Origin of the sequence: Mesorhizobium sp. M2A.F.Ca.ET.043.02.1.1, assembly GCF_003952405.1 — a bacterium.
In the GTDB taxonomy this organism is placed as follows: Bacteria; Pseudomonadota; Alphaproteobacteria; order Rhizobiales; family Rhizobiaceae; genus Mesorhizobium.
The window spans coordinates 5,578,294-5,597,599 of record NZ_CP034445.1; the positions used below are offsets into that span (position 1 = coordinate 5,578,294).

At 64.8% G+C, this 19,306-nt stretch carries 19 protein-coding genes; 7 read left to right on the plus strand and 12 right to left on the minus strand.

Annotated features, from left to right (window positions below):
• Nucleotides 1-86: 86 nt before the first annotated feature.
• From EJ068_RS26425 to EJ068_RS26475, 11 genes are all read right to left on the minus strand, one after another.
• Nucleotides 87-761: a CvpA family protein gene (locus tag EJ068_RS26425; protein ID WP_042637922.1), complete on the minus strand. Its 675-nt coding sequence runs from the start codon at nucleotides 759-761 to the stop codon at nucleotides 87-89.
• Between the two features lie 42 nt (nucleotides 762-803).
• A complete protein-coding gene (gene radA, locus EJ068_RS26430) occupies nucleotides 804-2,207 on the minus strand; it encodes a DNA repair protein RadA (protein WP_127251693.1) in 1,404 nt (467 codons plus the stop codon).
• Nucleotides 2,207-2,812: a hypothetical protein gene (locus EJ068_RS26435; RefSeq protein ID WP_127251694.1), complete on the minus strand. Its 606-nt coding sequence runs from the start codon at nucleotides 2,810-2,812 to the stop codon at nucleotides 2,207-2,209. Before EJ068_RS26435 ends, radA begins: the two co-directional genes overlap by 1 nt.
• A gap of 23 nt (nucleotides 2,813-2,835) precedes the next feature.
• Nucleotides 2,836-4,326 (minus strand): replicative DNA helicase, encoded by a 1,491-nt coding sequence (locus EJ068_RS26440; protein ID WP_041010739.1) that lies wholly within the window; start codon nucleotides 4,324-4,326, stop codon nucleotides 2,836-2,838.
• A 199-nt stretch (nucleotides 4,327-4,525) separates the two neighbouring features.
• Nucleotides 4,526-5,491: a small ribosomal subunit Rsm22 family protein gene (locus tag EJ068_RS26445; RefSeq protein WP_129554927.1), complete on the minus strand. Its 966-nt coding sequence runs from the start codon at nucleotides 5,489-5,491 to the stop codon at nucleotides 4,526-4,528.
• A gap of 3 nt (nucleotides 5,492-5,494) precedes the next feature.
• On the minus strand, nucleotides 5,495-5,818 hold the full coding sequence (locus EJ068_RS26450) for a YnfA family protein (RefSeq protein ID WP_127251696.1): 324 nt from the start codon (nucleotides 5,816-5,818) through the stop codon (nucleotides 5,495-5,497).
• 68 nt (nucleotides 5,819-5,886) lie between these two features.
• Nucleotides 5,887-7,182 (minus strand): cyclopropane-fatty-acyl-phospholipid synthase family protein, encoded by a 1,296-nt coding sequence (locus EJ068_RS26455; RefSeq protein ID WP_127251697.1) that lies wholly within the window; start codon nucleotides 7,180-7,182, stop codon nucleotides 5,887-5,889.
• A gap of 230 nt (nucleotides 7,183-7,412) precedes the next feature.
• Entirely contained in the window at nucleotides 7,413-7,997 is a 585-nt protein-coding gene (gene rplI, locus EJ068_RS26460; RefSeq protein ID WP_126061847.1) for a 50S ribosomal protein L9, read from the minus strand.
• Nucleotides 7,998-8,206: 209 nt separating this feature from the next.
• Nucleotides 8,207-8,455, minus strand: coding sequence for a 30S ribosomal protein S18 (rpsR, locus tag EJ068_RS26465; RefSeq protein ID WP_006203718.1), 249 nt, complete (start codon nucleotides 8,453-8,455; stop codon nucleotides 8,207-8,209).
• The gene (rpsF, locus tag EJ068_RS26470) at nucleotides 8,455-8,949 is read right to left on the minus strand and encodes a 30S ribosomal protein S6 (protein WP_127228415.1); all 495 of its coding nucleotides are present in this window, start codon (nucleotides 8,947-8,949) and stop codon (nucleotides 8,455-8,457) included. Before rpsF ends, rpsR begins: the two co-directional genes overlap by 1 nt.
• A gap of 319 nt (nucleotides 8,950-9,268) precedes the next feature.
• The gene (locus EJ068_RS26475; protein WP_127251698.1) at nucleotides 9,269-11,194 is read right to left on the minus strand and encodes an LTA synthase family protein; all 1,926 of its coding nucleotides are present in this window, start codon (nucleotides 11,192-11,194) and stop codon (nucleotides 9,269-9,271) included.
• Between the two features lie 276 nt (nucleotides 11,195-11,470).
• On the opposite strand from EJ068_RS26475, the gene fabD reads away from it, so the two are divergent.
• The 7 genes from fabD to gmk all read left to right on the plus strand — a co-directional run bounded on the left by fabD (nucleotide 11,471) and on the right by gmk (nucleotide 18,298).
• The gene (fabD, locus tag EJ068_RS26480; protein ID WP_127251699.1) at nucleotides 11,471-12,412 is read left to right on the plus strand and encodes an ACP S-malonyltransferase; all 942 of its coding nucleotides are present in this window, start codon (nucleotides 11,471-11,473) and stop codon (nucleotides 12,410-12,412) included.
• A 60-nt stretch (nucleotides 12,413-12,472) separates the two neighbouring features.
• A complete protein-coding gene (gene fabG / locus EJ068_RS26485; RefSeq protein WP_129554928.1) occupies nucleotides 12,473-13,210 on the plus strand; it encodes a 3-oxoacyl-[acyl-carrier-protein] reductase in 738 nt (245 codons plus the stop codon).
• Nucleotides 13,211-13,555: 345 nt separating this feature from the next.
• The gene (locus tag EJ068_RS26490) at nucleotides 13,556-13,792 is read left to right on the plus strand and encodes an acyl carrier protein (RefSeq protein WP_006203723.1); all 237 of its coding nucleotides are present in this window, start codon (nucleotides 13,556-13,558) and stop codon (nucleotides 13,790-13,792) included.
• Nucleotides 13,793-13,826: 34 nt separating this feature from the next.
• Entirely contained in the window at nucleotides 13,827-15,089 is a 1,263-nt protein-coding gene (gene fabF, locus EJ068_RS26495; protein ID WP_127251701.1) for a beta-ketoacyl-ACP synthase II, read from the plus strand.
• Between the two features lie 159 nt (nucleotides 15,090-15,248).
• Nucleotides 15,249-16,493 (plus strand): endolytic transglycosylase MltG, encoded by a 1,245-nt coding sequence (gene mltG / locus EJ068_RS26500; RefSeq protein ID WP_127251702.1) that lies wholly within the window; start codon nucleotides 15,249-15,251, stop codon nucleotides 16,491-16,493.
• A 234-nt stretch (nucleotides 16,494-16,727) separates the two neighbouring features.
• Complete coding sequence (locus EJ068_RS26505; protein WP_126078245.1) at nucleotides 16,728-17,618, plus strand: YicC/YloC family endoribonuclease; 891 nt, start codon at nucleotides 16,728-16,730, stop codon at nucleotides 17,616-17,618.
• Nucleotides 17,619-17,623: 5 nt separating this feature from the next.
• A complete protein-coding gene (gene gmk / locus EJ068_RS26510) occupies nucleotides 17,624-18,298 on the plus strand; it encodes a guanylate kinase (RefSeq protein ID WP_126061838.1) in 675 nt (224 codons plus the stop codon).
• Nucleotides 18,299-18,460: 162 nt separating this feature from the next.
• Here gmk and rsmA read toward each other — a convergent pair whose 3' ends face one another.
• Complete coding sequence (rsmA, locus tag EJ068_RS26515; RefSeq protein ID WP_126083455.1) at nucleotides 18,461-19,294, minus strand: 16S rRNA (adenine(1518)-N(6)/adenine(1519)-N(6))-dimethyltransferase RsmA; 834 nt, start codon at nucleotides 19,292-19,294, stop codon at nucleotides 18,461-18,463.
• Nucleotides 19,295-19,306 lie beyond the last annotated feature (12 nt).

Here is a 19,306-nt window from a genome sequence, read left to right on the forward strand (position 1 = left end):
ATATAGGGCGATCTCTGACGGAACGCAACGCACCTCGTCAGGCATTCACAAATTGCCTCAGGCCAGCGCTATGGCTGGCCTGGATTTCAGTTTGCCGGCGCTGGAGCGGGAGCCGGGGCGGGCGCCGGAGCCGGCTCGTTGTCGGCAGGCGCCTCGCCCTCGCTGTCGTCGGGCGCCGGCGCGTTGTCGTCGCCGGCCGGCGGCTCTGCCGCGGGCTGATCGGTCGTGGCCGGCGCGCCAGCCTGCGGCGTGCCCTTATGCGTGTATTTGTTGACCAGTTCCTCGGTGTTTTCCGGCAGCACGCTTTCGAGCTTGGCGCCGATCGTCTCGAGCAACGGCCGCGACTTGGCGTTGGCGATCCAGGCGGGCGCCTTGGCGCCGGCAAGCCAGTTGAAGAACAGGAGCGCCACCGCGACCACCAGGATGCCGCGCGCCGCGCCATAGAGGAAGCCGAGCGTACGGTCGAGCGCGCCGATACGCGAATCGATGATCCAGTCGGCAAGCTTCATCGTGATGACGGAGACGACGATCAGCGCGATCAGGAAGACGATACCCGCTGAAGCGGCCATCGCGATCTTGTCGTTGTCGATATAGGGCTGCACATAGGGAAGCACCGGCTTGTAGAAGAAGAACGCCGCTGCCGCCGCCGCTGCCCAGGAAACCACCGATAGCACTTCGCGGGAGAAGCCGCGCACCATGGCGAGCATTGCTGAAACCAGGGTGAAGCCGACGAGAATTCCGTCAAGCAGCGTAATCGGCATGATCCTCGCCCCACTTCCTGTCTTACGGCCCGACGAGCCGCGTCACTCATCGTCGTCGGCACGGCTGCGCCGTGAGCCGGCTATGCGCGCCACAAGGTCGGCAAGCTCGGTGGGCTGGAACGCGCCGGCCCCGATCCCCCCGGCAACTTCCTCGCTGCCGAGCGGCAGCACCGCGCTTCCAAAGCCCAGCTTTTCGGCTTCCTTGAGGCGTTGCTGCGCATGCGCAACCGGCCTCACGGCGCCCGATAAGCTGATTTCGCCGAAATAGACGCAATCGGCGGGAAGGGCAAGACCGGTGAGCGACGAAACCAATGCCGCGGCGACCGCCAGATCGGCCCCCGGCTCCGAGATCCGATAGCCGCCGGCGACGTTGAGATAGACGTCGTGCTGGCCGAAGCGCACGCCGCAATGCGCCTCGAGGACGGCGAGCACCATCGACAGCCGCGCTCCGTCCCAGCCGACGACGGCGCGGCGCGGCGTGCCGAGCGAGGAGGGAGCGACCAGCGCCTGGATCTCGACCAGCACCGGCCGCGTGCCCTCCATGCCTGCGAAAACCGCGGCGCCCGGGGATTTCGCGTGGCGTTCGCCGAGGAAAAGCTCGGACGGATTGGAAACCTCGCGCAAGCCCTTATCCGACATTTCGAAGACGCCGATCTCGTCGGTTGGCCCAAAGCGGTTCTTCACCGTGCGCAGGATGCGGAAGTGATGGTTGCCTTCGCCTTCGAAGTAAAGCACGCCGTCGACCATGTGCTCGACCACGCGCGGGCCGGCGATCTGGCCCTCCTTGGTGACATGGCCGACGAGCACGATCGCAGCACCCGTGGATTTCGCATAGCGGATCATGGCTTGAGCGGCCGCGCGTACCTGGGTGACGGTGCCCGGCGCCGAATCGGCAAGGTCGGTCCACAGCGTCTGGATGGAATCGAGGATGACGAGGTCCGGCCGCTTGCCGTCGGCGATGGTCGCCAGAATGTCCTCGACATTGGTTTCAGCGGCGAGCTCGACCGGCGTCGAGGCAACGCCGAGGCGCTGGGCGCGCAGCCTGATCTGCGCGACGGCCTCCTCGCCCGAGACATAGACGATGCGGTGGCCCTTCGAGGCGAGCGCGGCGGCGGCTTGCGTCAAAAGCGTCGACTTGCCGATGCCCGGGTCGCCGCCGACCAGCAGCGCCGAGCCGCGCACGAAACCGCCGCCGGTGGCGCGGTCTAGCTCGCAGATGCCGGACACGATGCGCGGCGCGTCCTCGATGTCGCCGGCTAAGCTGGTCAGCACCACGGCGCGGCCCTTGCGGGCGTTGCGCGTGTTGGCCGGCCCCGAGCCGATGCCGCCGGCAGTGCCTTCCTCGACCAGCGTGTTCCACTCGCCGCAGGCATCGCATTTGCCCGCCCAGCGCTGATGCACCGAGCCGCAATTCTGGCAGATGAACTGAACCCGCGATTTGGCCATTAGTTTATTGGTTCCAAGAGGTATTTCTGGCGATCCCAATATATCGGCAACGCCTCTTCGATCGTATCGAAATGGATGCGGCGCTGTCGGTGGCCCTGTGCCCAATTGTCATACGCGGACCAACAGGCATGAATGAAGAGGCCGACTGCTAATTCGTTATCTCGTGTGAGTTCTTCGTGCAGCGTCTCCAACAATCGCCTGAGCGCCAGAGAGAGACGACGGTCCTGAAGGCGATGCATGAGAAGGAATGCGCATCCGATCGCGGAAATAGAGGTGGAGTACCGAGAATCCTCTGGCCAAAGTGCTATGAGGCCTAGCAGATCATCGATATCGGAGGTCGTTCCCAGCTTCCAAATACGATAAAGACCAGTCGCCGCTGCACTTCGTGTGTAGTCCTCAACATCTTTGGCAAGGAATTTCCTGACTAACTCAACGTTCTCGGGCGCCTGCTCGCTTGAATAGCAGAAGACTAGCAACCCGGCGTGAGATTTCGCGCTAGAAATTGACCCAGGAGATCTCAAATAACTGGTCAGTTGCGTCCGTTCGTCGTCGGAGATTTCGTATGCTTCGAACTTCATCCGCTGATAGATGTCGCTGAAATCCAATCAGCTACTCCCAAATTGAGAGATCACTCAAACCTCTCCGGCAGGTGATGCTCCTCGGCCAGGTCGGAGAACCGCGTGAATTCGCCGTGGAAGGCGAGGCTGACGGTGCCGGTCGGTCCGTGGCGCTGCTTGGCCACGATGCACTCGGCCTTGCCGCGCGCCTCGTTCATCTCGTTTTCCCACTTGACGTATTCCTCGGTGCCGAGCTTCGGCTCGCGGTTCTTGAGGTAATATTCCTCGCGATAGACGAACAGCACCACGTCGGCGTCCTGCTCGATCGAGCCGGATTCACGCAGGTCAGAGAGTTGCGGTCGCTTGTCGTCGCGGCTTTCGACCTGGCGCGACAGCTGCGACAGCGCGATGATCGGCACGCCGAGCTCCTTGGCCAGCGCCTTGAGGCCCGTGGTGATTTCGGTGATTTCCTGCACGCGGTTCTGCGAGGCGCGTGCGCTCGATCCCTGCATAAGCTGGATATAGTCGATGACGATGAGGTCGAGGCCGCGCTGGCGCTTCAGGCGCCGCGCCCGGGCGGAAAGCTGCGCGATCGAAATGCCGCCGGTCTGGTCGATGAACAGCGGGATCTTCTGCATCGTCTGCGAGCAGGCGACCAGCTTTTCGAAATCCATCTCGGTGATCTCGCCGCGGCGGATTTTTGACGACGAGATCTCGGTCTGCTCGGAGATGATGCGGGTGGCGAGCTGCTCCGACGACATTTCCAGCGAGAAGAAGCCGACGACGCCGCCATTGGCGGCTTTGAACGTGCCGTCGGCCTGCTGCGCCGGGACGTAGGCCTCGGCGATGTTGAAGGCGATGTTGGTGGCCAAGGAGGTCTTGCCCATGCCCGGGCGTCCGGCCAGCACGATAAGGTCGGAAGGCTGCAGGCCGCCCATGCGGCGATCGAGGTCGCGCAGACCGGTCGAGATGCCGGAGAGGTGGCCGTCCCGCATATAGGCGGCATTGGCCATATCGACGGCGGTCTTGACCGCATCGTTGAAGCTTTCGAAGCCGCCGTCGTAGCGGCCGGTTTCGGCGAGCTCGAACAGCCGGCGCTCGGCGTCCTCGATCTGCTCGGACGGCGACATGTCGACCGGCGCGTCATAGGCGATGTTGACCATGTCCTCGCCGACGGTGATCAGCGCGCGGCGCGTCGCAAGGTCGTAGATGGCGCGGCCATAGTCGGTGGCGTTGACGACGGTGACGGCCTCGACGGCGAGCCGCACCACATATTGCGCCACCGTCATGTCGCCGACCTTCTCGTCGGCCGGAAGGAAGGTCTTCAGCGTGATCGGCGTCGCGATCTTGCCCATGCGGATGAGTTCGGACGCGACTTCGAAGATGCGGCGGTGCAGCGGCTCGTAGAAATGCGCCGGCTTGAGGAAATCCGAGACCCTGTAGAAGGCGTCGTTGTTGACGAGAATAGCGCCCAGCAACGCCTGCTCGGCCTCGATGTTGTTCGGTGCCTCGCGATAGAGCGGCGTTTCCGCCGCGCCGAATTTCAGTGCCGCCTCTGCCATAATGTCCCCGATTTCGATCCCGCCTTCCTCGATACCAGAACGGGAAGATTCGATGCTGACCTTTCTGCAACAGTACGATTCTGACTGACCTTGATACTCGCGATTCACAGCCAAAATTTTCTGGTGGAAAGAATCGTCATTGACTCGAATCGAAGAGGGTGAAGATAACGCTTCGAACGAGAACAAAACAAGAAAATTCCTATCGCAGCGTGTCGCCCCAATCCGCGCGCCGGGCCGTCTTGAAGACGGCGCCGTCGCGCTTGCTGAACAGTTGCTCGCCGGCGCTGCCGTCCGGCTGGCAGAGTTTCAGCACCACCTTGCCGGAGCCGCCTTTCGGCGGCGCCAGCACCCGCGCGGCGCGCGCCGGCGCCGGCTGCCGGGAGGCGGCGAGATAGATGAACTTCTCGTCCTCCCACGGCACGTCGGCTTCCTTGACCAGGCGATGCAGGCGCGAGCGGGCGACGCGGCGCGAGAAATGGCACCAGTCGGGCGGCGTGATCGGGCAGGGCGCCGCGTGGGGACAGGGCGCCAGCATATGCGCGCCGGCGGCAATCAGTTGCTGCCGCGCGGCAAGGATGCGCTGCCAGCCGGCGGGCGTGCCTGGCTCGACGACGAGCAGCGTTTCGGCGGTCAGCTGCCAAAGGCGATCGACGAGCTTCGGCAGCGAGGCCGGCGCGACTTCGTCGAGCACATAGGCGATGCTGACGAGGTCGGCGGGCTTGAGGCTGTCGAGATCGATGGTGGCATCGCCGGCGACCCATTCGGTGCGGGCGGCGATCGTGCCGGCTGCAAGCGACTGCCCGACCTTGCGCACCGCGGCGCTTGCCTCGACCAGCATCGCCTGTCCCAGCTCCGGCCAGGCGTCTGCCGTGGCCCAAAGCATCGTGCCAGGCCCGGCGCCGATGTCGAGCAGGGTCCTCGGCTGGAAATCCGGCCGCGCATCGGCAAGCGCGTCGAGGCTGGCGCGCACCGCGGCGTAGGTGGCGGGCAGCCGCGTCGCCAGATAGGCCTTGACCGCCATCTCCTCGCCCATATGCAGGCGGCCGTCGCGAAGCTCGGCGCGGTAGCGTTCGGACAGCGTCCTTGCCGCCTGCTTTAGCGCCGCAAGCGGCACCTTCTCGAGCAGGCTGTCAACGCCTTGGCGCAGCTGGGCAGGAAGCTCCATCGCTCAAATCCCGCGCGGCGCAAGCAGGATGACGGAGGCGCCGATGATGCAGAGCGCCGCGCCCGCCAGGTCCCAGCGGTCGGGACGCACGCCTTCGACCAGCCACAGCCAGCCAAGCGAAGCCGCGATGTAGATGCCGCCATAGGCGGCATAGGCGCGGCCAGCCGCGTTGGTGTCGACCAGCGACAGCAGGAAGGCGAACAGCGCGAGCGAGACGAGGCCGGGGAGAAGCCAGAGCGGCGACTTCTCCAGCCGCCACCACGCCCAGAACGAGAAGCAGCCGGCGATCTCGGCAAGCGCTGCGGCGATACAGATGAGATAGGTCATGAAAAAAGGTCTCGCGAACGAGACCTTTTTCATAGCGTCACCGCGCAATGGCAAGCGGCAATGCGTGCCTACTCCACCGCCTTGCGCCTGCGCGTCGGCTTGGCCGGCCGGGCGGCAGGCGCTTCCGGCTCCGGATGGCCGTGGTCGCGCAACTCCAACGCCTTCTCGCACTTGGCGATATAGTCGCGGGTCACCGGCAGCGTGTCGTTCTTCTTGGCGAGCTGGAACTGGAAGATCACCAGGTCCTGCCAGCGGAAGGCGGCCTCCGAGGCGGCGAGATAGAACTCCCACATCCGACAGAAGCGCTCGTCATAGATCGCCTTCGCCTTGTCGCGGTTGGCAGCGAAGCGGGCGCCCCAATGCTTCAGCGTGTCGGCATAGTGCAGCCGCAGGATTTCTATGTCCGTCACCACCAGGCCCGACTTCTCGATCGCCGGCATCACCTCCGACATCGCCGGGATGTAACCGCCCGGGAAAATGTATTTGCGGACGAAGGCGCTGGTCGCCCACGGCACGCCGGAACGGCCGATCGTGTGGAGCAGCATCACGCCGTCTGGCTTGAGCAGCGTCGCGGTCTTGTCGAAGAAGGTTCGGTAATGGTTGACGCCGACATGCTCGAACATGCCGACCGAGACGATGCGGTCGAAGCGCTCGTTGATGTGCCGATAGTCCTTGAGCTCGAAATGCACCCGGTCCTGCAGGCCTTGCGCATGCGCGCGGTCGGTGGCGACACCATGCTGCTCGGTGGACAGCGTGACGCCCTGCACGTCGACGTCGAAGATCTTTGCGAGATAGAGGCCGAGCCCGCCCCAGCCGGAGCCGATGTCGAGCACCGTCTGGCCAGCCTTGAGCCGCAGCTTGGCGGCGATGTGGCGCTTCTTGGCAAGCTGCGCTTCGTCCAGCGTCATGTCGGGCTGCTCGAAATAGGCGCAGGAATACTGCATGTCCTCGTCGAGGAAGAGCTTGTAGAGCTCGCCCGACAGGTCGTAGTGGCGCTGCACATTGCGGCGCGAGCGCGCGGCGGTGTTGATCTGCTGCAGCCGGCGGAAGGCATGGCGCAGACCCTCGATCGCCTTCGACCAGGACACGTCGATGCCGCTTGAGCCCATGTTCTGGAACGCGATGCGCATCAGCCCCAGAACGCCGCCCTCCAGCACATCCAGCTCGCCGTCCATATAGGCCTCGGGCACCGCCAGCATCGGATCGAAGGTGATGGCGCGCTCGGCATGCGACGTCTTGATGTGGATATGCACCGGCTCGCCGCTGCCGTCGCCGAACTTGTGCGTCGTGCCCTTTGGGCCCGTCACCTTGAGGTCGCCGACCCGCACCAGGCGTTCGAGAACGTGTTTCAACAGGATGTTCATGACCAAATGTCCCCTCAGTCGGATCACCCGGTAATCAGACTGGAATGCCTAAGCGAAGATGCCACAGCACATCGCCCGCGTCCAATCGACGCGCTACGCTGTAATGTGCACAAGATATGGGGTGTCGAAAAGTTCCTTTTGGCACAAAAAAGCCCGGGTCTGAGACCCGGGCGTTGGTCCAGAAATCCTGGACGTCTGCGAGCCGAAGCGATGCTTCGGAAATGCAGTGATCAGGCGTTCTCTTCGCCGCCTTCGAATTCGGCGTTCGGGTCGAAGAAATTCTCCGGCCGGGCGTTGTCGTTGATGTCCTCGCCATAGATGGCTTCGGCGGTGGTCAGCGTCTCGCCCTTGGCCTGGCGTTCCGCCTCGTCGGCCGAACGGGCGACGTTGAGCGTCACGGTGACCTCGACTTCCGGATGCAGCGCGATCGCCACGTTGGAGAGGCCGATGGTCTTGATCGGCTGGTTGAGCTCGATCTGGTTGCGGTTGACGGTGAAGCCTTCGGCGGTGAGCAGATCGGCGATATCGCGGGTCGACACCGAACCGTAGAGCTGGCCGGTCTCGCCGGCCGAGCGCACAACGATGAAGCTCTTGCCGTCGAGCGTCTCGGCGATCTTGGAGGCTTCAGACTTGCGCTCCAGGTTGCGGGCTTCGAGCTGGGCGCGCTGGCCCTCGAACTTCTTCTTGTTGGCTTCGTTGGCGCGCAGCGCCTTGCCCTGCGGGAGCAGGAAATTGCGGGCGAACCCGTCCTTGACCTTCACGGTCTCGCCCATCTGGCCGAGGCGGGAAATGCGCTCGAGGAGAATGACTTCCATGGTTTCGTTCCTTCGTCTGGGCGTCGATCGAGGATCGACGCTGAGTGATTGGAACAGGTCAGCAAGCTTGGCGGCGTTGCCGCTTTTGTCGCTGTCCTGCCTGTCTGGGCAGTTAGAGGCAACAGGCCCCAACTCGGGATTTGATTTCAAACCTCGCGGCGCCCGTCGCCGCGGAGGTGGAAGCGGGCGGCGAACCGCCCGCTCGATTTTTAGCGAACCACGTAGGGCAGCAGGCCGAGGAAGCGGGCGCGCTTGATCGCCTTGGCGAGCTCGCGCTGCTTCTTCTGGCTGACGGCGGTGATGCGCGAGGGCACGATCTTGCCGCGCTCGGAAATGTAGCGCTGCAGCAGACGCACGTCCTTATAGTCGATCTTGGGCGCATTGGCGCCGGAGAACGGGCAGGTCTTGCGGCGGCGATGGAACGGGCGCCGGGTCGGGATCTGGTTGATGTCGACCATTATTCTGCACCCCCTTCAGAGCTTTCGCGCGGACGGCGCGGACCACGGTCGCCGCCGTCACGGTCGCCGAACGAACGCGGACCACGGTCGCCGCGGTCGCGGTCACCGAAGGAACGCGGGCCCCGGTCGCCACGGTCGCGGTCGCCGAAGCCGCCGCGCTCGGAGCGCTCTTCGCGCTTCTGCATCATCGCCGAAGCGCCTTCCTCATGCGCTTCCACCTTGACGGTGAGGAAGCGAAGGACGTCTTCCGACAGACCCATCTGGCGCTCCATCTCGTTGAGCGCGGCCGGCGGGCAGGTGATGTCCATCAGCGTGTAGTAAGCCTTCCGGTTCTTCTTGACCCGGTAGGTGAGGGACTTCAGTCCCCAGTTCTCGATCCGGCCGACCGAGCCGCCATTCGCGGTGATGACGCCCTTGTACTGTTCGACAAGCGCGTCAACCTGCTGCTGCGACAGGTCCTGCCGGGCAAGAAACACATGTTCGTAAAGAGCCATTATGTCTTTCTGCCTTTCTTCGTTTCTCTGTCCGGCCCTCGCGGCTAAGCCTCTGCAACTTGTCTGACCCGACAAAGCGGGGAAGAAAGGAGCATCGCGAGACGGTCGAGAGCGGAGACACGGGAGGCTAAAAGCGCTTCTGGCTTCGTGTCGCGGCTTCGAAAAGCCACGGCCCTCCGTTCAGCCCCCAGCAAGGACCGGCAGATTGCGGGCGTCTATATAGCAATTTCGCGGGAACGCAAGGCCGGCAGCCAGGATCCAGGATTCCACAATGCCGCAGGGCCTGATTTCTCCGACGCCTGCGGAATGGTGGCCGATCTCAGCTCGTATGCGCGACGAGCTTGTTCACCGTCTCGGGGAAGAAGTCGGGCGCCGAGAGGCGTTTGCCGAACATCATGTCATACTGGATGAGCCGGAAATCGTTGATCTTCGGATCTATCTGCTTCTGCCGCGCCCAGTCCGGCGTCGCTTCGCCCTCGGGCGACAGGAGCAGGTTGCGGTCGACCACCCGGTAATGTTCGCGCAGCGCGCCGAGGAAGCCGGTGTAGTACGGATGCGTGATGCCGGCCGTGGTCAGGATGTGGTAGGGCAGGAAGGCCGGGCTCACCGCGCCCACGTTCTGCACCGGACCGGAGCGGTTCGACCAGATCACCAATGGCGTGTCGTGGTGCTCGAGCGCGGCGTCGCTAGGCTCCTTGCGCGGCGCGACATTGTCCTTGAGGAAGCCGGTCTCGACATAGACGGGTCCGAGCGGCGGCAGGTGGTCGCCGAAGAAGGCGATGATGGTCGGCCGCTCACGCTTCTTCGCCCAGTCGATCAGCCGCTGCAGGCCATGGTCGGCGTCGGCCGAGCCCTCGGCGTAGGAAAGCAGCGATTCCCGCGCCCAGGAACTGATCGGCGCCTCGACCGAATGCGTCGGATTGTAATAGCGGTAGGGCTCGTAAGGGCCATGGTTCTGCAGGCTGACGGCGAACAGGAACACCGGATCGTCGCTGGCGTCGGCCTCGCGGATGATCTCATCGGTCATCGCCGCGTCGGACGCCAGCGGCCCGCGCTTTTCCATCGGCGGCAGCGTCTCCTCGGAACGGAAATCGCTGAAGCCGAAATCGGCATAGACGGCGCCGCGGTTCCAGAACCAGTTGGTGCCGGGATGGATGGCGCGCGCCCGGTAGCCCTCGCTCTTCAGGAAGGTCGCCAGCGAGGGCGTCGGGGTGCGCACATATTGCTGGTAGGGGATCGAGCCGGCCGGCAGGAAGGCGTTGGAGAAGCCGGTCAGCGCCTCGAATTCGATATTGGCGGTCATGCCGCCGAACTCGGGCGAGAACATCGAGCCGGAGCGCAAGGCGCGCACGGTCGGTATCGGGTCGGGCTTGATGGTGACGCCAGGCAGTCGCGTCGGATCCCAGAAGGATTCGCTCATCACCACGACGATATCCGGCTTGTCGGCCGGCACCGAAGCAGCGACGTCGGTGCGCTGGATCGCGGCCATCGCCTTTTCGGAATAACCGGGCGGCGCCGAGACATGCGCCATCGGCACATTCATCGCGAAGGCCAGCGCAAAACCGTTCGAGGCGTAGTTTTCCTTCTGGTCCCACATGATCGGGATGATCTGCAGCCGGTCGCGCGTCCACGAGAAGGTGGCGTAGTCCATGATCGAGACGAAGAAGGCGAGCAGCGGCACGGCCAGCGCCAGCCGCGCCAGGCGGCCCTTGCGGCTGAGGATCGGCACCCGCCGGCGCCAGGCCCGCCAGCCATAGACCAGCAGCGCCAGCCCGCCGACGATTGCCGCGGCCAGCATGATGGCCGTCCATGGCCGTTCGCGCACCAAAAGCGGCATCAGCGCCATGATCTGGCGGGCAAACAGGAAATCGGTCGGATAGAGCGGATCGCCGAGATAATGCGATTTCTGGTGACCGACAAAGGCGAGCGCCAGCGTCAGCGGCGCCACGATCATCAGGCTCTGGTGGCTGCGGCCAATCACGGCGTCCAGCCCGACCAGCACCAACGCGAAGACGATGATGGTGGTCCAGCCCGGCTTGAAGGGCTGCAGGAAGAAATCGACCGTGCCGAAGAAATCGCCGCGCACGATCCATTCGATCGCGAAGACGAGCAGGGCGGCGGCAAGAAGCGTCGCCAGACCGTAGCGTACAGTCGGCCAGGGTCGCCCCGGCAGGTAGCCGGTGGACGGATCGTCTTCCAAAAATTGCGGCACGGGCTTGGCCGCGCCTTTCCTGATCCTTGCCACTAAACTCCCCCGGGCCCTTGCAACACGCCTTCCACGCGCGTCACGGCTCTGTCATCAAAGTGTCACGCAAAGCTAGCGCCTGTGGCGGAAATAAGAAGAGCCAGCAAACCAAACGTGAGCGGTTTTCATCAGGTGTGATCGCCAAAAAGCCTTTTGGAACAGGGAGTCAGTCGGGTTTTCGGGCTGAAAGACGGGTTAAAGGTATGCCCGCGGGCTTGACTTGGCCGTCCGCCTTGCGCCAGAGGCAGGGAAAAACCAGCCTCTGGAGAGACCAAAATGGCCGTCGCATTCACCTTTCCGGGACAGGGCAGCCAGGCCGTCGGCATGGGCAAGGACCTCGCCGATCAATTCCCGGAAGCGCGCCGCGTCTTCGAGGAAGTGGACGCCGCGCTCGGCGAAAACCTGTCGAAACTGATCTGGGAAGGCCCGGAAGAGACGCTGACGCTGACCGCCAACGCCCAGCCGGCGCTGATGGCGGTGTCGCTGGCGGCGATGCGGGCGCTCGAAGCGCGCGGCTTGTCGCTGAAGGACAAGGTGGCCTATGTGGCCGGCCATTCGCTGGGCGAATATTCCGCGCTTGCCGCAGCCGGCTTTGTTTCGGTCGGCGACGCGGCGCGGCTGCTCAGGACCCGCGGCAACGCCATGCAGGCGGCGGTGCCGGCGGGCGAGGGCGCCATGGCCGCGATCATCGGCCTCGAACATGCCGATGTCGAAGCGGCATGCGCGGAAGCGGCCAAGGGCTCCGTCTGCCAGGTCGCCAACGACAATGGCGGCGGCCAGCTGGTGATTTCAGGCGCCAAAGCGGCGGTCGAGCTGGCGGCGAAGCTGTGCACCGAAAAGGGCGCCAAGCGGGCGCTGATGCTGCAGGTTTCGGCCCCCTTCCACTCGGCGTTGATGGCGCCGGCGGCCGACATCATGCGCGAGGCGCTGGCGAGCGTGGAAAAGCAGGCGCCGGTGGTCCCGGTCGTCTCGAACGTGACGGTGACGCCGACCAGCGACCCGGACGAGATCGCCCGCCGGCTGGTCCACCAGGTGACCGGCCGCGTGCGCTGGCGCGAGACGGTGGAATGGTTCGGCGCCAATGGTGTCGCCACGCTTTACGAGGTCGGCGCCGGCAAGGTGCTGTCGGGCCTGGCGCGCCGCATCAACCGCGACATCGCCACCGGTGCCATCGGCACGGCGGCGGAGGTAGAGGCGGCGCTGGCGGCGCTCGCCTGACAGGCTGGCGATTTGACGGCACCTGTGCCAAGGGTGCCCCTCTGAGATCAGGAGAGAAAAATGTTCGAACTGACCGGCCGCAAGGCGCTCGTCACAGGCGCATCGGGAGGCATCGGCGAGGCGATCGCCAGGGTGCTGCACAGCCAGGGCGCCATCGTCGGCCTGCACGGCACGCGCGTGGAGAAGCTGGAAGCGTTGGCAGGTGAGCTCGGCGACCGCGTAAAACTGTTTCCGGCGGATTTGACCGACCGCGACGCGGTGAAGGCGCTCGGCCAGAAAGCGGAAGCGGATCTCGAAGGCGTCGATATCCTGGTCAACAATGCCGGCATCACCAAGGACGGCCTGTTCGTGCGCATGTCGGATGCCGACTGGGACAGCGTGATCGAGGTCAACCTCACCGCCGTGTTCCGGCTCACCCGCGAGCTGACCCATCCGATGATGCGCCGCCGCCGTGGCCGCATCATCAACATCACCTCGGTGGTCGGCGTCACGGGCAATCCCGGCCAGACCAATTACTGCGCCTCCAAGGCCGGCATGATCGGCTTTTCCAAGTCGCTGGCGCAGGAGATCGCCACCCGCAACATCACCGTCAACTGCGTCGCCCCGGGCTTCATCGAATCGGCCATGACCGACAAGCTCAACGACAAGCAGAAAGAGACGATCATGGCCGCCATCCCGATAAGGCGCATGGGCACCAGCGCCGAGGTCGCGTGCGCGGTTGCCTACCTCGCTTCCAATGAGGCGGCTTATGTCACCGGCCAGACCATTCACGTGAATGGCGGCATGGCAATGATCTAGGGCATGTCGATATTCAGGTGATGCCGGCCTGCAAACGGTGGCTTTCTGCGCTTCCGGTGCTCACGGACTCGATGTCCGCTCCGCTCCGGTTCTCGAAAGCCACCATTTTCGGCTCGGCCTGACCTGAATCTCGACACACCCCGGCGGCCAAGCCCGGACGCCTGTGAAAACAGCCATTTCGGCTTGGACGCCCGGCATTTTTCGTGTAATGCGGCCCGCAACCCGGCGGTTCGGGCAAAAACCGGTCCTGTGGCGTTGCGTTGCCCGCAAGACCATCTTTCAGCTTGATTAGCGGCATTCCGCCCGCTAACGAAGATCGACAAACATAAGACGAGGATTGCCCAAATGAGTGACACCGCAGAGCGCGTCAAGAAGATCGTCATCGAGCATCTCGGCGTCGATGCCGACAAGGTGACGGAGCAGGCGAGCTTCATCGACGACCTGGGCGCGGACAGCCTCGACACGGTCGAACTCGTCATGGCGTTCGAAGAAGAGTTCGGCGTCGAGATTCCGGACGATGCCGCCGAGACCATCCTCACCGTCGGCGACGCCGTGAAGTACATCGACAAGGCCTCGGCCTGAGTTCTTTCGCAGGCATAATCGGGGAGGACCTGCGATGAGGCGTGTCGTCGTCACGGGCCTTGGCCTGCTTTCGCCGTTTGGCATGGGCGTCGAGCATAGCTGGCGGGAATTGCTTTCCGGCCGCAGCGCCTGCCGCCGCGTCACCGAGTTCCAGGTGGACGATCTTGCCTGCAAGATCGCCCACATCATCCCGCGCGGCGACGGCTCGAATGGCACCTTCAATCCGGAGGCCGTGCTCGAGCCGAAGGAATTGCGCAAGATCGGCGACTTCATTCTTTACGGCATCGCGGCCGCCGACGAGGCGCTGGCCGATTCCGGCTGGAAGCCTGAGACGCATGAGGATCAGTGCGCCACCGGCGTGCTGATCGGCTCAGGCATCGGCGGCATCGACGGCATCGCCGAAAACGCGATGATCCTCAAGGATCGCGGCCCGCGCCGCATCAGCCCGTTCTTCATCCCCGGGCAGATCATCAACCTGGTCTCTGGCCAGGTCTCCATCCGTCACGGCTTGAAAGGCCCGAACCACGCGGTAGTCACCGCCTGCTCCACCGGCGCGCACGCCATCGGCGACGCGGCCCGGCTGATCATGTGGGGCGATGCCGACGTCATGGTGGCGGGCGGCGCCGAGGCGCCGGTTACCCGGCTGTCGATCGCGGGCTTCGCCGCCTGCCGCGCGCTCTCCACCGACCGCAACGATGCGCCGGAGACCGCCTCGCGTCCCTATGACCGCGACCGTGACGGCTTCGTCATGGGCGAGGGCGCCGGCGTCGTCGTGCTGGAAGAGCTCGAGCACGCCAAGGCGCGCGGCGCCAAGATCTATGCCGAAGTCACCGGCTACGGACTGACCGGCGACGCCTACCACATCACCGCCCCGGCCGAGGACGGCGACGGCGCCTTCCGCTGCATGACGGCGGCGCTGAACCGGGCGAAGCTTTCCCCGGCCGATGTCGATTACATCAATGCCCATGGCACTTCGACCATGGCCGACACGATCGAGCTTGGCGCGGTCGAGCGCCTGGTCGGCAATGCCGCCTCGAAGATCTCGATGTCGTCGACCAAGTCGTCGGTCGGCCATCTGCTGGGCGCCGCGGGCGCCGCGGAAGCGATCTTCTCGATCCTTGCCATCCGCGACAACATCGCCCCCGCCACCATCAATCTCGACAATCCGGAACGCGAGACAGCGATCGATCTCGTGCCGAACAAGCCGCGCCAGCGCCAGATCGACGTCGCGCTGTCGAATTCCTTCGGTTTCGGCGGCACCAACGCATCGCTCGTGTTCCAGCGTTACAACGGCTGAGCAGCAACCGGAGCGGCCCCGGGAGGAGTGCACGGTTCCACCCGGCATTGCGCCGAGACAGACAGCTAATCGGCAGTCCGCCAACTGCCGTCATTTTTGCCAAATTCGCCCCTAGCCTTGCGCCGGGGGATTCATTGCAAGATCAGACGGCAGGGCGTCATGAACACTAATCCGAGCGACGGGGAATTCGGGCGGCAAGGCGCGAAGGGCCCGATCGTGCCGAAGACCGCGGCCGAGGCGTTGCGTCCGGAAGCCGGCACGCCGCCGCCGTCGAAGCGCTCGCGCGCCTCGCGCAGCCAGGTCGTGGTGTTCCTGAATTTCTTCCTGTCCATTGCGATCCTTCTCGTGCTGGCCTCGGGGGCCGCGCTCTATTTCGGCATGCAGGCATTCGTCGAGCCCGGCCCGTCCGCCAATGGCGACACCTTCATGATCAAGCCCAACACCGGCGTGCAGGAGATCGCCGATCAGCTCGAACGCCGCAGCCTGATCAGCGATGCCCGCATCTTCCGGCTCGGCGTGCGCGCCACCGGCAATGAATCGGCGCTGAAGGCCGGTGAATACGCCATCAAGCCGCGCGCCTCGATGCGCGACATCATGGAGCTCTTCAAGAGCGGCAAGTCGGTGATGTACTCGCTCACCATTCCCGAGGGGCTGACGGTCCAGCAGGCATTGCAGCGCATGGCCGATCAGGAGGCGCTCACCGGCGACATGCCGGCGACCTTGCCGCCCGAGGGCAGCATCGCCACCGACACGTTGCGCTTCACCCGCGGCGACACCCGCCAGCAGATGATCGACAAGCTTGTCGCCGATCAGAAGAAGCTGGTCGAGGACGTCTGGTCGCACCGCGCGCCCGACCTGCCGATCGCCAACATCGATGATTTCGTCACGCTGGCGTCGATCGTGGAAAAGGAAACGGGCCGGAGCGACGAACGCTCGCGCGTTGCCGCCGTCTTCCTCAACCGGCTGGCCAAGGGCATGCGGCTGCAATCCGACCCGACCATCATCTACGGCCTGTTCGGCGGCAAGGGCAAACCCGCCGACCGGCCGATCTATCAGTCAGACCTCGACAAGCAGACGCCCTACAACACCTATCTGGTCAAGGGCCTGCCGCCGACGCCGATCGCCAACCCGGGCCGCGCGGCGCTCGAAGCGGTCGCCAATCCATCGAAGACCAGCGATCTCTATTTCGTTGCCGACGGCAATGGCGGCCACGTCTTTGCCGCGACGCTGGAAGAGCACAACCAGAATGTCGCCCGCTATCGGACGCTGCAGAAGAAGCAGGCGGACGCCGCCGCCAAGGCTTCCGGCCAGACGACGGCCCCGGCCGCTCCCGAAGGCGGCGACGCCGGCGACAATGGCGACAGCGGCGAAAACGGCGACGCGGGCGGCGACGCGGCTCAATAAGCATGCCGCACGCGTCCTTTGACGCGACGCCATATTCATGTTTTGAGGGGGCGCCGGCCGATCGTCCGGCGATTTTTAGAGCAATTCCAGGAAAAGTGTGAGCGGTTTTCCGTCCGGAATTGCGTAAAAACAAAGAGATAGAGTGGTTCGCCGTTTCCGTGAAACGGTGAAACGCTCTAGGGCGTGTAGCGCCGGGCCGCTTGCGTTGGCCTGCGACAGGGGATGACAGGCACAATGAACCTGCAAAGCATGACCGGTTTCGCGCGGTCCGCCGCCGAGAGCGAGGGCACCTCGATCGCCTGGGAGGTGAAATCGGTGAACGGCAAGAGCGCCGAGGTTCGGCTGAGGTTGCCGCAGGGTTTCGACCGGCTGGAGACCTCTGTCCGGCAGACTGTTCAGAAGCGTTTCGCGCGCGGCAATTTCCAGGCGACATTGACCGTCGGCCGCGCTGCTGCCAGGCAAGCCCAGCCGGTGGTTAACGAGGCGTTCCTCAAGGATCTGGCGGGACTGGCGAAGCGCTTGCAGGAGCAGTTCGGCACCGAGCCCGCCACCGCCGACGGCCTGCTCTCGCTGCGCGGCGTGCTCGACATTCCCGAGGCGATGGAGACCGAGGAGGAGCGCGCCGCTCTTGACGCCGCGATCCTGTCGGCGCTCGAGGCAGCGCTCGCCGGGCTGGAACAGGCGCGGCAAGGCGAGGGCGCGGCACTTGGCGCGCTGCTTTCCGGCCATATCGACGCGATCGAGGCGTTGACGCTGAAGGCCGAAGCCGATCCGTCGCGGGAGCCGGCGGCAATCCGCGAGCGCATCACGGAGCAGGTACGCCTGTTGATGGATGCCTCGGCCAATCTCGATGCCGTCCGGCTGCATCAGGAGGCGGCCTTCCTCGCCACCAAGGCCGACATCCGCGAGGAGATCGACCGGCTGAAGACGCATGTCGCTTCGGCGCGGACGCTGCTCAAAGGCGGCGGTGCGATCGGCCGCAAGCTCGATTTTCTGGCGCAGGAATTCAATCGCGAATCGAATACCTTGTGCTCCAAGTCGAACGCCGCCGCGGTCACCGCGATCGGGCTGGAGCTCAAGGCGGTGGTCGACCAGTTTCGCGAACAGGTCCAGAATCTGGAGTGACGGGAATGGTTGCCAAGGAACCGACGGCTGCCAGGGATCTGGGATCCCGCATCCGCCGCCGCGGATTGATGCTGGTGCTGTCGTCGCCGTCGGGCGCCGGCAAGTCGACGATCGCGCGCAACCTTCTGGAGAGCGATCCAAGCCTCGAGCTTTCGGTCTCCGTCACGACAAGGCCGCGCCGCGGTTCGGAGATCGAAGGCGTCCACTATCATTTCCGCTCCATGCGCGACTTCGAGCGGCTGCGCGATTCCGACGCGCTGCTCGAATGGGCCGAGGTGCACGGCAATTGCTATGCGACGCCGCGCGAGCCAGCGGAAATCGCGCTGGCCGAAGGCCGCGACATGCTGTTCGACATCGACTGGCAGGGCGCCCAGCAGCTCAAGGAGAAGATGCGCGCCGACATCGTCTCGATCTTCATCCTGCCGCCGTCGATGAAGGAATTGAAGGCGCGCCTGAAGCGACGCGCCGAGGACCAGGAATCCGTCATCGAGACCAGGCTGAAGAACGCTCGCCTGGAGATCGAGCATTGGAAAGAATACGACTTCGTCATCGTCAACGACGATCTCGACCGCGCCTTCGCCGAGGTCCGCGCCATCGTTGCCGCCGAGCGTCTGCGCCGCGACAGGCGGCCTGGCCTGTTCGACTTCATCTCGGGATTGCTGGACGAGAAGACGGAGTAGCTTTTCCCTTCTCCCCTTGTGGGAGAAGGTGGATCGGCGCGATAGCGCCGAGACGGATGAGGGGTGTTCCAGCGGAGTGAGACGTTTGCTTTCCCTGGAGCACCCCTCGTCCGTCGCCCTCGGCGACACCTTCTCCCGCAAGGGGAGAAGGGAAGGGCGCAGCTACACCGCGTTCGTCAGCCGGACAAACTCTTCCACGCTCAGCGTTTCCGCCCGCCGCGTCGGGTCGATGCCGGCCCGTGTCAGCAAAGCCTCGCCGCCCAGGCTCTTCACGCTTTGCCTCAGCATCTTGCGGCGCTGGCCGAAGGCCGCCTCGGTGACACGGCCGAGCTTCTTGCCGTCGACGGGCAGGGGAGACGGGCGCGGCACCAGATGCACGACGGAGGAGGTGACCTTGGGCGGCGGCGTGAAAGCCTGCGGCGGCACGTCGAAGGCGATCCTCGCCTCGGTGCGCCAGCCGGCCAGTACGCCGAGCCGGCCATAGGCGTCGCTGGCTGGACCCGCCGTGATGCGCTCCGCCACCTCGCGCTGGAACATCAGCGTCATCGACTGGTAGAAGGGCGGCCAGTCGTTGACCGTCAGCCAGCGGATCAGAAGCTCGGTGCCGATATTGTAGGGCAGGTTGGCGGCGATCTTCACCGGCCCGCCATTCGCCGTACCGGCAAGCGCGGCAAAATCCGTTTTCAGCGCATCGCCGGGAATGACCTCCAGGCGACCGGGATAGTGGCTGGAAACCTCGGCCAGCGCTTCGAGGCAGCGCTCGTCGCGCTCGATGGCGATCACGCGCCGCGCGCCGTTGAACAGCAGCGCCCGCGTCAGCCCGCCCGGGCCGGGACCGACCTCGATCACGGTCGCCTCGCTGAGATCGCCGGCGGCGCGGGCGATCTTGCTTGTCAGGTTGAGGTCGAGCAGGAAATTCTGCCCGAGCGCCTTCTTGGCCTGGAGTCCATGCCGCTCGATCACCGCGCGCAACGGTGGCAACCCGTCGATCGTCATGCGCTCGTTCAA